Origin of the sequence: Streptomyces sp. NPDC096323 (genome assembly GCF_040302845.1) — a bacterium.
Classification (GTDB): Bacteria; Actinomycetota; Actinomycetes; order Streptomycetales; family Streptomycetaceae; genus Streptomyces.
In genome coordinates this window covers 546,642-561,376 of the sequence record NZ_JBEOSI010000004.1, presented here as the reverse complement: position 1 = coordinate 561,376, position 14,735 = coordinate 546,642, and the positions used below count along the sequence as shown (strand labels likewise).

The following is a 14,735-nucleotide window of genomic DNA, read 5'->3' as shown; positions in this document are numbered from 1 at the left end:
TTTAAGGGGGAAAGTCGAGATTTCGAAGTCGTACGGAGACCTCAGGCATGCGTGACCACCGGCTCGGCGGAGTCGGCCGTGGTCTCGCGTTCACGCTTCAGCATCCGGGCCAGCGGCCCGTCCACCGCTGCGAGGGCCAGGTACGGCCCGCGCTGCACGACGGCGCCCGCCTCCAGCACCACCACCTCGTCGACCGCCTCCAGCCCTTCGAGGCGATGGGTGATCAGTACGGTCGTCCGCCCCTGGGTGGCCGCCAGCAGGTCCGCGGTCAGGGCGTCGGCCGTCGGCAGATCGAGGTGCTCGGCCGGCTCGTCCAGGACCAGCACGGGGAAGTCCGCGAGCAGCGCCCGGGCCAGGGCGAGCCGCTGGCGCTGACCACCGGAGAGACGGGCGCCGTGCTCGCCGACGAGCGTGTCCAGACCGTCCGGCAGCTCCTGCACCCAGTCGAGCAGCCGGGCCCTGCCGAGGGCGTCACGCAGTTCGCCGTCCGTCGCGCCGGTACGTGCCAGCCGCAGGTTCTCCCGGATGGAGCTGTCGAAGATGTGGGCGTCCTGCGCACAGAGGCCGACGAACCGCCGGACCGTGTCCCCTTCCAGGGCCGACGCCTCCACCCCGCCGATCCGGTACGTCCCCGACCGCGCGTCCAGGAAGCGGAGCAGGACCTGGGCCAGTGTGGTCTTCCCGGAGCCGGACGTGCCGACGACCGCGATGCGCCGGCCCGCTTCAAGCGTGAGGTCGACGGAGTCCAGCGCATCGTGCCCGGCTCCTGCGTAGCGGGCGGACAGGCCCCGGACCTCCAGGGGGAAGGGTGACACGGGAGCCTCGGCGGGAGAGGCGGGCTCCCGCACCGGCACCGGGGCGTCCAGCACCTCGAACACCCGCTCCGCACTCCGCTTGACCCGCTGCCGGTACTGCACGGCGAGCGGCAGACCGGTCACGGCCTCGAAGGCGGCCAGCGGGGTGAGGACGACCACGGCCAGCTCCACTCCCGCGAGCCGGCCGTCGGCCACCGCGGGAAGGGCGACGAGGGCGGTGGCGACCACGGTGAGCCCGGCGACCAGCGAGCCGAGACCGCCGCCGAGCGCGGTGGCGGTCGCCGCCCGGGCGGCGATCCGGGTCAGCGCTCCGTCCGCTTCCCGGGTCCGCATCAGGCGCGCCGGAAGCGCGCCGGCGACGGTCAGCTCGGCGGTCCCGCCGAGCAGATCGGTGATCCGGGTGGCCAGCTCGGCCCGTGCGGGCGCCAGCCGGCGCTCCGCGTGCCGGGCACAGGCTCCGCTGACGAGAGGGACACCGACCCCGGCCAGCAACAGCCCGGCGGCCAGCACGAGGCCTGCCTCGGGCAGGAGCCAGGCAGTGAATCCGACGGCCCCCGCGCCCACCACGACCGCCGTCGCCACCGGCAGCAGCCACCGCAGCCAGTAGTCCTGAAGGGCGTCGACATCGGCGACGAGCCGCGAGAGCAGATCCCCGCGCCGGGTACGGCTCAGGCCCGCGGGTGCGATGCGCTCCAGGCTCCGGTAGACGCCGACGCGAAGCTCCGCGAGCATCCGGAGCACGGCGTCGTGCGAGACGAGGCGCTCGGCGTAGCGGAAGACCGCCCGTCCGATGCCGAACGCGCGGGTGGCGGTCACCGCCACCATCAGGTACAGCACGGGTGGCTGCTCGGAGGCCCGGGAGATCAGCCAGCCGGAAACAGCCATGAGGCCGACGGCCGAGCCCAGCGCGAGGCTTCCCAGCAGCAGAGCGAGCAGCAGCCGGCCACGCTGGGCGCCCGCGGCCTCCCTCACCCGGCCGAGCACATGCCCGGTCCGCGCCGTGGTGTCCCGCAGCGCGCCGGATGCACTCGGCGGATCGGTCGCCATGGCCGCTGTCCGCGCCTCCCCCGGCTCCGGCGGCAGGGCACCGGCCTGCGCCTCCACCGCCCCTGCAATCGAAAGCCGCTCGCCCGCTCCTGCCGGTGCCAGCGTCACCACCCGGTCCGCCACGGACAGCAGCGCCGGCCGGTGGACGACCAGCAGAACGGTCCGGCCCGCGGCCAGCCGCCGTACCGCCTCGACGACGCCCGCCTCCGTCTCCCCGTCCAGACTCGCGGTCGGTTCGTCGAGCAGCAGCACCGGCCGGTCGGCGAGGAAGGCCCGGGCGAGCGCGAGGCGCTGGCGCTGTCCGGCGGAGAGCCCCGCGCCGTCCTCGCCGAGGAGCGTGCGGGGGCCGTCCGGCAACGCGGCCACGAAGTCGTACGCCCCCGCGTCACGCAGCGCGGCCGTCACCGCGCTGTCGTCAGCCCCGGGCCTGGCCAGCCGGACGTTCTCCGCGATCGTTCCCGCGAAGAGGTGCGGGCGCTGCGGCACCCAGGCGATCCGTTCAAGCCAGCGTTCGGGGGCGAGGTCCGCCAGATCGGTCCCGCCGACCCGCACCCGGCCCTCATCGGGCTCCACGAACCCCAGCAGCACGTTGAGGAGGGTGGACTTGCCAACACCGCTCGGACCGACCAATGCGACGGTCTCCCCCTCGTCCACGACCAGCGAGGCCCCGGCGAGCGAGGGCTGGGTGCGTCCGGCGTGCCGGACGGACACTTCTTCCAACTCCAGCCGCAACGAGCCGGGGACGTCCTGCGTACCGCCCGTACGCGGCTCGGTCTCCAGGACGGCGAAGATCTCCTCGGCGGCCGAGAGCCCCTCGGCCGCCGCGTGGTACTGCGCGCCTACCTGCCGGATCGGCAGGTACGCCTCGGGCGCCAGAATCAGCACCACCAGACCGGTGTAGAGGTCGAGTTCGCCGTGCACGAGCCGCATGCCGATGGTGACGGCGACGAGCGCCACCGACAGCGTCGCCAGGAGCTCCAGGGCGAACGACGACAGGAACGCGATCCGCAGGGTCCTAAGGGTGGCCTGCCGGTACTGCGAGGTGATCGTGCGGATGGACTCGGCCTGGGCCTTGGCCCGGCCGAAGACCTTCAGCGTCGGCAGCCCCGCGACCACGTCGAGGAAGTGCCCCGAGAGCCGGGAGAGCAGCCGCCACTGCCGGTCCATCCGCGACTGGGTGGCCCAGCCGATCAGAATCATGAAGAGCGGGATGAGGGGGAGTGTGACGATGATGATCGCGGCCGAGATCCAGTCCTCGGTGACGACCCTGGCGAGCACGGCCACCGGCACCACCACCGCCAGCCCGAGCTGCGGGAGGTAGCGCGCGAAGTAGTCGTCGAGCGCGTCGATTCCCCGTGTGGCGAGAGCCACCAGTGAACCGGTGCGCTGCCCGCTCAGCCACTCGGGCCCCAGCTCTGCCGCCCGGGCGAGAAGGCGCCCGCGCAGTTCGGACTTGACGGCCGCACCGGCCCGGTAGGCGGCCAGTTCGGTGAGCCAGGAAACCAGGGACCGGCCGAGTGCGACCGCGGCGAGCAGAAGGAGCGGGGTGCGCAGCTCCGTACCGGTGAGGCCGTCCTCGAAGCCGCCCACCACCACCTCGGCGACGAGCATGGCCTGGGCGATGACCAGCGCCGCTCCGGCCACTCCGAGGGCCACCACCGCTGCCAGGAACAGCCGGGTGGCGCGGGCGTGGCGGAGCAGACGCGGATCGATAGGTTTCACGTGAAACACCCCATGAGGCTCGGCTCGGTCAAGGCACTCTCACTGCGTTCAGTGGGCGTCGGCGATGTGCTGCGTACCGATCCGCTTGCGGAACACCCAGTAGGTCCAGCCCTGATAGAGCAGGACGACGGGGGTGGCGATCCCCGCACACCACGTCATGATCTTCAGCGTGTACGGGCTGGACGAGGCGTTGGTGACCGTGAGGCTCCATCCGTCGTTCAGCGAGGACGGCATGACGTTCGGGAAGAGCGTCAGGAACAACATGGCGACCGCGGCCGCGATGGTGACCCCGGAGAAGGCGAAGGACCAGCCCTCACGTCCGGCCGCGACGGCACCGATCGCCGCTGCCAGGGCCACCACGGCGACGAGCATCGCGATCAGGCTCCAGCGGTCCCCGTTGTCGGCCTGGGTCCAGATGAGGAACCCCAGGGCGAGAACCGCGGTGACCGCGCCCAGCCTCAGCGCCAGTCGGCGCGCCCGGGCCCGGATGTCTCCGACCGTCTTGAGCCCGGCGAAGACCGCTCCGTGGAAGGTGAAGAGGGCGAGCGTGACCAGTCCTCCGAGGAGCGCGTAGGGATTGAGCAGATCCCAGAGGCTGCCCACGTACTCCATGTCCGCGTCGATCTTCACTCCACGGACGATGTTCCCGAAGGCCACACCCCAGAGCAGGGCCGGGATCAGCGAGGTCCAGAAGATCGCGTGCTCCCAGTTGGTCTGCCACTTCGCCTCGGGCCGCTTCGCCCGGTACTCGAACGCGACACCCCGCACGATCAGGCAGAGCAGGATGATCAGCAACGGCAGGTAGAAGCCGGAGAACAGCGTGGCGTACCACTCGGGGAACGCGGCGAAGGTCGCTCCGCCGGCGCTCAGCAGCCACACCTCGTTGCCGTCCCAGACGGGCCCGATCGTGTTGATCAGAACCCGTCGTTCCTTGCGGTCCCTCGCCAGCAGCTTGGTCAGGACACCGATCCCGAAGTCGAATCCCTCCAGGAAGAAGTAGCCGGTCCAGAGAACGGCGATGAGCACGAACCAGACGTCGTGGAGTTCCATCTCTCTGCTCCCTGTGTTCTCAGTAGGAGAAGGCCATGGGCCGGTCGGCGTCGTAGTGGTCGCCGCCGATCCTGGTGGGCGGGTTGAGGTCGGCCTCGGTGAGGTCCGGCGGTCCGGCCTTGACGTACTTCACGAGCAGCCTGACCTCGATGACGGCGAGCACCGCGTACAGCGCCGTGAAGAGGATCATCGAGGTGAGCACCTCACCCTGCGAGACACCGGGGGAGACCGCGTCACGGGTCTGCAGGACGCCGTAGACGACCCAGGGCTGGCGGCCCATCTCGGTGAAGATCCAGCCCCAGGAGTTGGCGATCAACGGGAAGAGCAGGGTCCACAGCGCGACGATCCAATAGCACTTGGCGAGCTTCGGGCTCAGCGCCTTGTTCTTGAACAGGACCAGATGCGGCACCTCGTCCTCACCGGTGCGCATGCCCGGCGGCAGCATGAACTTCTTCCGCGTCAGCCACAGTCCGAGGATCCCGAGGCCGAAGGACGCCATGCCGAAGCCGATCATCCACCGGAAGCTCCAGAAGGCGACGGGGATGTTGGGCCGGTAGTCCCCGGGCCCGAACCGTTCCTGCTCGGCCTTGTTGATGTCGTTGATGCCGGGGACGTAGGAGCGGAAGTTGTCGTCGGCCAGGAAGGACAGCACTCCGGGGATCGAGATCTCGACCGAGTTGTGCCCCTTGCTGACATCTCCGTACGCGAAGATCGAGAAGGGCGCGGAGGTCTCCCCGTCCCACAGCGCCTCGGCCGCCGCCATCTTCATCGGCTGCTGCTTGAACATCACCTTGCCGAGCTGGTCACCGCTGACGGCGGTGAGAAGGCCGGCGATCACGACGGTGATGAGCCCCAGCCGCAGCGAGGTCCGCATCACCGGGATGTGCTTCTTGCGTGCCAGGTGGAAGGCGGCGATGCCGACCATGAACGCGCCGCCGACGAGGAAGGCCGCCGTGATGGTGTGGAAGAACTGGGCGAGCGCGGTGTTCTGCGTGAGCACGTGCCAGAAGTCGGTGAGTTCGGCCCGCCCGCGTTCCTTGTTGATGCGGTAGCCGACCGGGTGCTGCATCCACGAGTTGGCGGCCAGGATGAAGTACGCGGACAGGATGGTGCCGATGGACACCATCCATATGCAGGCCAGGTGGATCTTCTTGGGCAGCTTGTCCCAGCCGAAGATCCACAGGCCGATGAACGTGGACTCGAAGAAGAACGCGATCAGCGCCTCGAAGGCGAGCGGAGCGCCGAAGACGTCGCCGACGAACCGCGAGTAGTCGGACCAGTTCATTCCGAACTGGAACTCCTGGACGATGCCCGTGACGACACCCATGGCGATGTTGATCAGGAAGAGCTTTCCCCAGAACTTGGTGGCCCTGAGGTACTTCTCCTTGTTGGTCCGCACCCAGGCGGTCTGCAGGCCGGCGGTGAGCGCGGCGAGAGAGATCGTCAAGGGAACGAAGAGGAAGTGGTAGACGGTGGTCGTTCCGAACTGCCATCGCGCCAGGGTCTCCGGCGCCAGAGCTAGCTCCACGTCGTCTTCTCCTTACGTCGCCGTCACTGAGCCGGACATTTGTCCTTTGAATCCGACTGATCTTGGGAGAAAGCAGGACACGCTTGTGAACGCGTTCACATTCACAAGCAAAATTATGGCGCACAGCTTTTCGGACGGTACGACCGGGGTCCCCCTCCACGAAGCACCACCGATTCGCCCCGGATCCGGGGCCGCCCATGCGAACGGCCCCGTACCTCGCGTACGAGATACGGGGCCGGGTGCCCGGTCGGCCGAAGAGCCGAAGAGCCGTTGGGGAGGGCGTCGGCGCTACAGCTCCTTGCGGTACGACTCCGTCACCTTCAGGAAGAGGTCGTTCGCCTCGTCCTCACCGATCGACACCCGCACACCCTCGCCCGCGAACGGCCTGACCACCACGCCGGCCTTCTCGCAGGCCGCGGCGAAGTCGACCGTACGGTCCCCCAGCCGAAGCCAGACGAAGTTCGCCTGGGACTCCGGCACCGTCCAGCCCTGCCGCACCAGCGTCTCGTGCACCCGCTGCCTCTCGCAGACCAGGGAGCCCACCCGGCCGAGGAGTTCGTCCTCGGCCCGCAGCGAGGCCACCGCCGCGTCCTGGGCGAGCTGACTGACGCCGAAGGGCACCGCCGTCTTGCGCAGCGCGGCTGCGACCGGCTCGTGGGCCACGGCGAAGCCGACCCGCAGTCCGGCCAGCCCGTAGGCCTTGGAGAACGTCCGCAGCACCGCCACGTTGGGCCGGTCCCGGTAGATCTCGATGCCGTCGGGCACCTCGACGTCGCGGACGAACTCCCTGTACGCCTCGTCGAGCACCACGAGCACATCGCCCGGCACCCGGTCCAGGAACCGCTCCAGCTCCGCCCGGCGCACCGCGGTGCCGGTCGGGTTGTTCGGATTGCAAACGAAAATCATCCGGGTCCGGTCGGTGATCGCGTCCGCCATCGCGTCCAGATCGTGCACGTCACCGTCGGTCAGCGGCACCTTCACCGACGTCGCACCGCTGACCTGCGTGATGATCGGGTACGCCTCGAACGACCGCCAGGCGTAGATGACCTCGTCGCCCGGGCCGGAGGTGGCCTGCAGCAGCTGCTGGGCCACACCCACCGAACCGGTACCGGTGGCCAGGTGCGTGAGCGGCACACCGAAACGGTCCGACAGCTCGTTCATCAGACCGGTGCAGGACATGTCCGGGTACCGGTTGAAGTGCGCGGCCGCCGCCAGCGCGGACTCCATCACCCCCGGCAGCGGCGGATAGGGGTTCTCGTTGGAGGACAGCTTGAACGCGACCGGTCCGTCCGCCGCGGCCGGCTTGCCCGGCACATAGGCGGGGACGCCATCCAGTTCGGCGCGCAGCTTGGGGCTCGTCTCGCTCACCGCAGGTCCTCCTCGACCGTCCGTACACATCAATACTGCTCACCTTATGAGGATTGGGCGCCGCTGCGAATGGCGGGACCGCGGATTCGCCGGGTGAGCCCCGGAATGAGGGGGGCGCTCAGCAACCTGGCGTGCGCCGGTGGCTCACTCCGTGGCGCGCGTCCCCCGAAGAGGTGAGTTGAGACCTCTTCGAGACATCCACCTTTCGGCAGGCCCATCCGGCCCGACGGGTGACACACGATGACCCAACCCCGTAACTACCTTCAATCACAAGGTGCTTGCTCGTTAATGACCATGCAGAAACGTGCCTGTCAACGGGTGAATATGCGACCGGTCCAAGTGCCCGTCCGAGCCCTACTATCGGCTCGCCATGACAGCAGCAGGGAAGCACCAGGTGAGCCGGACCGAGACCCCCCGGCGCGGCGGCCGGCAAGGTCGAGCAGGTATCCGGGACGTGGCCGCCGCCGCCGGGGTCTCCATCACGACCGTCTCCGACGCGCTCAACGGCAAGGGCAGGCTCCCGGACGCCACCCGCAGCCATGTCCGCGAGGTCGCCGAGCGCCTGGGCTACCGCCCGTCCGCCGCGGCCCGCACGCTCCGTACCGGCAAGTCCGGCCTCATCGGCCTGACCGTGACGACTTACGGGGATGAACCTTTCACCTTCACCGAATTCGCGTACTTCGCCGAGATGGCCAGAGCTGCCACCTCCGCCGCGCTGGCCCGCGGGTACGCCCTCGTCATCCTCCCCGCCACCTCACGCCACGACGTCTGGTCGAACGTCGCGCTCGACGGCACCGTCGTCATCGACCCCTCGGACCAGGACCCTGTCGTCACCGAACTCGTGCGCCAGGGGCTCCCCGTCGTCTCCGACGGCCGCCCGGCCGGGACCCTCCCGGTCACCGCATGGGTGGACAACGACCACCGGGCCGCCGTCCTCGACCTCCTCGACCATCTCGCCGCCGCCGGGGCGCGGCGCATCGGACTGCTCACCGGCACCACCACCGACACGTACACCCGGCTCTCCACCACCGCGTACCTCCACTGGTGCGAGCGCGTCGGCCAGGATCCGGTCTACGAGTCGTACCCCGCCCACGATCCGTGCGCCGGCGCGGTGGCAGCCGACCGTCTGCTGGCCCGACCGGACCGCCCGGACGCCGTCTACGGCCTCTTCGACCCCAACGGCACCGATCTGCTGGCGGCCGCACGCCGGTACGGCCTGCGCGTCCCTGAGGACCTGCTGCTGGTCTGCTGCAGTGAGTCCACCGTCTACGCGACGACCGAGCCGCCCATCACCACGCTCTCGCTCAAGCCGAGGCGGATCGGCACGGCGGTCGTCCAGCTGCTCATCGACGCCATCGAAGGCGTCGACCACGACGGACCGGTGGAACAGGTCATACCGACGGAGCTCATCGTCCGGACGTCCTCGCAACGCCGTCCACCACGCACCACTGTCAGCGCGCCGCGCTCCCCGGCAGGGGACTGATCAGGCCAATTGGGACCAATCGACCGACGAACCTGGTGTGCGCACGGATTCACCACCCCTGGTGCGTCACAGAGCACGATCCTCATTCCTATGATGGGCGCACGACACCGCGGACCACCCCGACCAGCAGGGCCCGTCAGGTGTACGGCGGCGCGACGGTGGTGGAGGGGTCGATGACACAGGGGGCCGGTCAGGAACCCGTGGTGCGGACGGCGACGTTGCGCGACTTCCGCGTACCGCCCTATGCGCAGTCCCCTGCGCCGCCCGCCCCGCCGCACCCGGGCAATGCCTTCCCGGGGGGCGAGCCGCCGGAGGGGTACACCCCGACCGCGCGCGACCTCCCCGTGATCAGCCGCGAGGACACCGTCCAGGTGCGGACCGTGCCCGACCCGCGGCCCGCCCGGGAGCCGGGACTCGGTCCGCTGTACGTCGTCGGTGACGTCCACGGCTATCTGGACGAGCTCCTCGCCGCCCTCACCGAACAGGACCTGATCGACTCCGAGGGCAACTGGTCCGCGGGCAACGCGCGACTCTGGTTCCTCGGCGACTTCACCGACCGGGGACCCGACGGAATCGGCGTCATCGACCTCGTGATGCGGCTCTCCGCCGAGGCCGCCGCCGCCGGTGGCTACTGCAAGGCCCTGATGGGCAACCACGAACTGCTGCTCCTCGGCGCCAAGCGGTTCGGCGACACCCCCGTCAACTCCGGAGCGGGAACGGCCACCTTCCAGGCCGCCTGGCTGCTCAACGGCGGCCAGAAGACGGACATGGAGCGGCTCCAGGACGTCCATCTCCAGTGGATGTCCCGGCTCGACGCCGTCGTCGAGGAGGACGAGCACCTCCTGATGCACTCGGACACGACGGCGTACCTCGACTACGGCTCCACCATCGAGGACGTCAACGACACGGTGCACGCCATTCTCACGAGGAACGACGCCGATGAGTGCTGGGACCTCTTCCGCAAGCTGACGAAGCGCTTCGCCTTCCGCGACGAATCGGGCCCACAGGCCGTTCAGGAACTCATGGAGGCCTACGGCGGACGACGCGTCGTCCATGGTCACAGTCCCATTCCCTACCTTCTCGGCGAGGTCGGCTCCGAGGACGGCGAGGACAGGTCGGGTCCGCTGGTGGACGGTCCGCACGTGTACGCGGACGGGCTCGCCATCGCCATGGACGGCGGAGTGACCATGGCCGGAAAGCTACTGGTCGTACAACTCCCGCTGCATGACTGACGCTCGTCGGGGAAGACGCATCCCGACCTGAATACGCCGACCACTGGGCCTATTTCCGGAAACCCCCTGTCACCCCGTGCCGTGAGCGCTCTACCATCGGCGTACCAGTAGCAGGCTCTCCTCCGTTTCCGCCCGACTGCCCGGTTCGAGCGGGCACACAGGCCCTACGGAGCATCGGGGGATGCACATGAACAGCGCTCCGCACCTGCTGACCGAGGACCGGCCCGAGTACGAGCGGATCCTCGACGACGCACTGCGTCACGCCCATGAACGACCGGATCTGGCCGCTGTCGGTGAACGGCTCAATCCGGTGCAACTGCGCACCATGGCGATGGCCGCCACCGCACTGATCACCGCTGCCGCCGCCACCGAGTACGAGCACTACGTGAAGGCCCGCGAGGAGATCCGCGCCGCGGCCGCCGGCCCGGACGAGGACGGCGCCCCGGACACCGGGAACGGCGCCCGCCAGTCGGGCGCCGGCATAGGAGTCGTCATCACCGTCCTGGCGCCGGTGCTGGCGGGCACCGCCTCGGTGATCTTCCTGCTCGTCGGCTACGTCCTGAAGGCGCTCGACCCGCCTCCGTCGTTCGCGCGCACCATGGTCGGGGCGGGCTGGTTCTTCGCCGCGGCGACGGCGGCCGCCATTCTCGTCGCCGCCGTCGGCCTCCTCGTCACGGCTCTGCGCAACGGATCGACCTCGGTGCCGGCCGAGGAGCACGGCGAGGAGTTCCCGGAGGACGTGGCCCGCGCCAGAGAGGCCTGGCGCCACGCCCTGCTGGAGCGGGGCATCCTGCCGTTCCTGCGGGACGCCCTCGCCGACCCCGGAGCGGCCCCGGCCGCGCGGATCCCGCACCGCTCCGCCAACCGCATCCCGAAGATCGGCTACAGCAGGCCGGACTTCTCCAGCCCGGACGACGGCCCGGCTGCCGCGCCCCGCCCGACGTTCACCAGCCCGGACTTCACGAGCCCCGACTTCGGCGGACCGGAGCACGAGCTGGACTGACCGGAACCGGGACCGGCAAGGCCCGGGAAGCCTGGCGCTGACCGGGACCGGGGCCGGCAGGCCCGGGAAGTCTGGCGACAGGCACCCGGGCTCGGGAGCGGCAGTGCGCGGAGCGCGCGCATGCCGCCCCCGGAGGGACCTACTCCGCGATCGGCAGATAGACCCGGTTGCCCGCCTCCGCGAACTCCCTGGACTTCTCCGCCATGCCCGCCTCGATCTCCGACTGCGAGCCTCCGTGCTCACGCCGGATGTCCTGGGAGATCTTCATCGAGCAGAACTTCGGGCCGCACATCGAGCAGAAGTGCGCCGTCTTCGCCGGCTCGGCCGGCAGCGTCTCGTCGTGGAACTCCCGTGCGGTGTCCGGGTCGAGGGCCAGATTGAACTGGTCCTCCCAGCGGAATTCGAACCGGGCGTCCGACAGTGCGTCGTCCCAGTCCTGCGCTCCCGGGTGCCCCTTGGCGAGGTCCGCCGCATGGGCCGCGATCTTGTAGGTGATGACCCCGGTCTTCACGTCGTCCCGGTTGGGCAGCCCGAGGTGCTCCTTGGGCGTCACGTAGCAGAGCATCGCCGTCCCCCACCAGGCGATCATCGCGGCGCCGATGCCCGAGGTGATGTGGTCGTACGCGGGCGCCACATCGGTCGTCAGCGGACCGAGCGTGTAGAACGGCGCCTCCTCGCAGATCTCCTGCTGAAGGTCGATGTTCTCCTTGATCTTGTGCATCGGGACATGGCCCGGTCCCTCGATCATGGTCTGGACGCCGAACCGCTTGGCGACGATGTTCAGTTCGCCGAGCGTGCGCAGCTCCGCGAACTGGGCCTCGTCGTTGGCGTCCGCGATCGACCCGGGCCGCAGCCCGTCACCCAGGGAGTACGTGACGTCGTACGAGGCGAGGATCTCGCAGAGCTCCTCGAAGTTCTCGTAGAGGAACGACTCCTTGTGGTGCGCGAGGCACCAGGCCGCCATGATCGATCCGCCGCGGGAGACGATGCCGGTCTTGCGGCGGGCGGTCAGCGGCACGTACGGCAGGCGCACGCCGGCGTGAACCGTCATGTAGTCGACGCCCTGCTCGGCCTGTTCGATGACGGTGTCCTTGTAGATCTCCCAGGTCAGCTCCTCCGCCCTGCCGTCGACCTTCTCCAGTGCCTGGTAGAGCGGCACGGTGCCGATCGGCACGGGGGAGTTGCGAAGAACCCACTCACGGGTGGTGTGAATGTTGCGGCCGGTGGACAGATCCATGACCGTGTCGGCGCCCCACTTGGTCGCCCAGGTCATCTTGTCCACCTCCTCCTCGATGGAGGACGAGACCGCGGAGTTGCCGATGTTGGCGTTCACCTTCACCAGGAACCCCTTGCCGATGATCATCGGCTCGATCTCCGGGTGGTTGACGTTGGCCGGCAGGACGGCCCGGCCGGCGGCGATCTCCTCGCGCACCACCTCGGGCCCGACGTTCTCCCGGATCGCGACGTACTCCATCTCCGGGGTGACCTCGCCCCGGCGGGCGTACGCGAGCTGGGTGACGGGACGGCCGTCCCGGCTGCGCCGTGGCTGGCGGGGACGGCCGGGGAAGACCGCGTCCAGATTGCGCAGCCCGCCGCGCGGTGAGGTGTGCTTGAGCCCGTCGTCCTCGGGGCGCGCGGGACGTCCCGTGTACTCCTCGGTGTCACCGCGGGCGATGATCCAGTTCTCCCGCAGCGGTGCCAGTCCGCGGCGGACGTCGGTCTCCGTCGATGGATCGGTGTACGGCCCCGACGTGTCGTACAGGGTCACGTCCTTGCCGTTGGTGAGGTGCACCTGACGGACCGGCACCCGGAGGTCAGGGCGCGAGCCCTGGATGTACCCCTTGTGCCAGCCGATGGACTTCCCGGCCTCGTCGTTCTGGTTCGAGGCAGGCGTGCGTGCGTCCGCTGTGGTCATGAGACCTACTCCCTACGCCGGCATTACCCGGTAACAGGTTCGGCGGTCGGCGCAGCCTGTCCCGTACGGACGTACGGAGATCAGCGCCCTCTCAGCCCGGTGCTCCGAGCTCCCGCGTGTGCAAAGGTGCCACCACGCTAGCGCCCCTGTTGGCGAGCTGGCCAGAGGGCCCCTGTCTTCTTGCGATGATCGGCCGGTGACGTCCCCTCTTAACGACCTCGAACCGCAGGGCCATCAGCACGCGCACTCCCACAGCCACGGCCCCGCCGCCCCCGTCTCCAGCCATCTGCGCAAGGTGATCGCCGCCGTGCTGATCCCGGTCGCGGCCGCGGTCGTCGTGGGGCTCGTGGTGCTCTGGCCCGGTGGGGCGCCGGCGCACGAGCGAACCGGTGTCGGATTCGACCGGCAGACCCAGCAGGGGAAGGTGGTGAACGTCGACCAGGTGGACTGCAAGGACCTGAACGCCTCTCAGCTGCCCGTCACCGGCGAGAGCGTGCCGCCGACGGGCGACGGGACCACCGGCGACGGCGGGGCCGCCCTCTGCAAGAAGGCCACGATCGAGGTCACGAGCGGGGAGGACAAGGGCCGCACATTCATCGAGGTCGTCCAGCCGGACGCACCCCGGCAGCTGCGGCAGGGGCAGGGGGTGGTCGTCGCGTACGCCCCCGACGCGCCCCACGACCTCCAGTACTCGGTGACCGATGTGAACCGGAAGTTCCCGTTGGTGCTGCTGGCCGGAATCTTCGCGCTGGTGGTGGTCGCCGTGGGCAGAATGCGCGGGGTCATGGCGCTGGTGGCGCTCGCCCTGTCGTTCGCGGTCCTGACCCTGTTCATCCTTCCGGCCATCCTGGAGGGCTCGAACCCGCTGGTCGTGGCCGTCGTCGGGGCCGGCGCCATCATGCTGATCGCGCTCTACATCTGCCACGGACTGACGGCCCGCACCTCGGTCGCCGTCATCGGCACCCTGATCTCACTGCTGCTGATCGGGCTCCTCGGCTCGCTCTTCATCGGCTGGGCGAGTCTGAGCGGGAACACCGACGACAACACCGGCCTCATCCACGGCCTGTATCCGCACATCGACATGAGCGGACTGCTGCTGGCCGGCGTCATCATCGGTTCCCTGGGAGTGCTCGACGATGTGACGGTCACCCAGACCTCAGCGGTCTGGGAACTGCACCAGGCCGACCCGACGATGAGCGCGAGGAAGCTCTACCGGGCAGGTATCAGGATCGGGCGCGACCACATCGCCTCGGTGGTCAACACTCTGGTGCTCGCCTATGCGGGCGCCGCGCTTCCGTTGCTGCTGCTGTTCTCGGTCGCCCGGAGCGGCGTGGGGACGGTGGCGAACAGCGAGCTGGTCGCGGAGGAGATCGTACGCACCCTGATCGGCTCGATCGGGCTGGTCGCCTCGGTGCCGGTGACCACCGCGCTCGCGGCCCTGGTCGTCTCGGCGGACCGCACCGGGCTCGCTGCTGATTCCGGGGCTCCGGCACTCGTGCGGAGCGGCAGGGGACGTCGCCGCCGGGCGAAGTCCTGAGTATTCGGACACGGAGAGTGATTCACTCTTTCGGC

General features: G+C 69.5%; 9 protein-coding genes. 4 read left to right on the top strand and 5 right to left on the bottom strand.

Annotation, left to right across the window (positions count from 1 at the left end):
* Window positions 1-41: 41 nt before the first annotated feature.
* The 4 genes from cydD to hisC all read right to left on the bottom strand — a co-directional run bounded on the left by cydD (window position 42) and on the right by hisC (window position 7,530).
* Window positions 42-3,584 (bottom strand): thiol reductant ABC exporter subunit CydD, encoded by a 3,543-nt coding sequence (cydD, locus tag ABTX18_RS13885; RefSeq protein ID WP_352122932.1) that lies wholly within the window; start codon window positions 3,582-3,584, stop codon window positions 42-44.
* Window positions 3,585-3,632: 48 nt separating this feature from the next.
* Window positions 3,633-4,634, bottom strand: a complete 1,002-nt coding sequence (gene cydB, locus ABTX18_RS13880) for a cytochrome d ubiquinol oxidase subunit II (RefSeq protein WP_352122931.1) — start codon at window positions 4,632-4,634, stop codon at window positions 3,633-3,635.
* A 19-nt stretch (window positions 4,635-4,653) separates the two neighbouring features.
* On the bottom strand, window positions 4,654-6,162 hold the full coding sequence (locus ABTX18_RS13875) for a cytochrome ubiquinol oxidase subunit I (protein ID WP_352122930.1): 1,509 nt from the start codon (window positions 6,160-6,162) through the stop codon (window positions 4,654-4,656).
* Window positions 6,163-6,450: 288 nt separating this feature from the next.
* Complete coding sequence (hisC, locus tag ABTX18_RS13870; protein ID WP_352122929.1) at window positions 6,451-7,530, bottom strand: histidinol-phosphate transaminase; 1,080 nt, start codon at window positions 7,528-7,530, stop codon at window positions 6,451-6,453.
* A 370-nt stretch (window positions 7,531-7,900) separates the two neighbouring features.
* Here hisC and ABTX18_RS13865 point away from each other — a divergent pair, with 370 nt between their 5' ends.
* From ABTX18_RS13865 to ABTX18_RS13855, 3 genes are all read left to right on the top strand, one after another.
* The gene (locus ABTX18_RS13865; RefSeq protein ID WP_136329632.1) at window positions 7,901-9,013 is read left to right on the top strand and encodes a LacI family DNA-binding transcriptional regulator; all 1,113 of its coding nucleotides are present in this window, start codon (window positions 7,901-7,903) and stop codon (window positions 9,011-9,013) included.
* A 173-nt stretch (window positions 9,014-9,186) separates the two neighbouring features.
* Complete coding sequence (locus ABTX18_RS13860) at window positions 9,187-10,245, top strand: metallophosphoesterase (protein WP_352122928.1); 1,059 nt, start codon at window positions 9,187-9,189, stop codon at window positions 10,243-10,245.
* A 181-nt stretch (window positions 10,246-10,426) separates the two neighbouring features.
* Window positions 10,427-11,248, top strand: a complete 822-nt coding sequence (locus tag ABTX18_RS13855; protein ID WP_352122927.1) for a hypothetical protein — start codon at window positions 10,427-10,429, stop codon at window positions 11,246-11,248.
* Window positions 11,249-11,387: 139 nt separating this feature from the next.
* Here the strand turns inward: ABTX18_RS13855 and thiC are convergent, their stop codons facing one another.
* Window positions 11,388-13,163: a phosphomethylpyrimidine synthase ThiC gene (gene thiC, locus ABTX18_RS13850; RefSeq protein ID WP_352122926.1), complete on the bottom strand. Its 1,776-nt coding sequence runs from the start codon at window positions 13,161-13,163 to the stop codon at window positions 11,388-11,390.
* Between the two features lie 196 nt (window positions 13,164-13,359).
* On the opposite strand from thiC, the gene ABTX18_RS13845 reads away from it, so the two are divergent.
* Window positions 13,360-14,700, top strand: a complete 1,341-nt coding sequence (locus tag ABTX18_RS13845; protein ID WP_352122925.1) for a YibE/F family protein — start codon at window positions 13,360-13,362, stop codon at window positions 14,698-14,700.
* Window positions 14,701-14,735 lie beyond the last annotated feature (35 nt).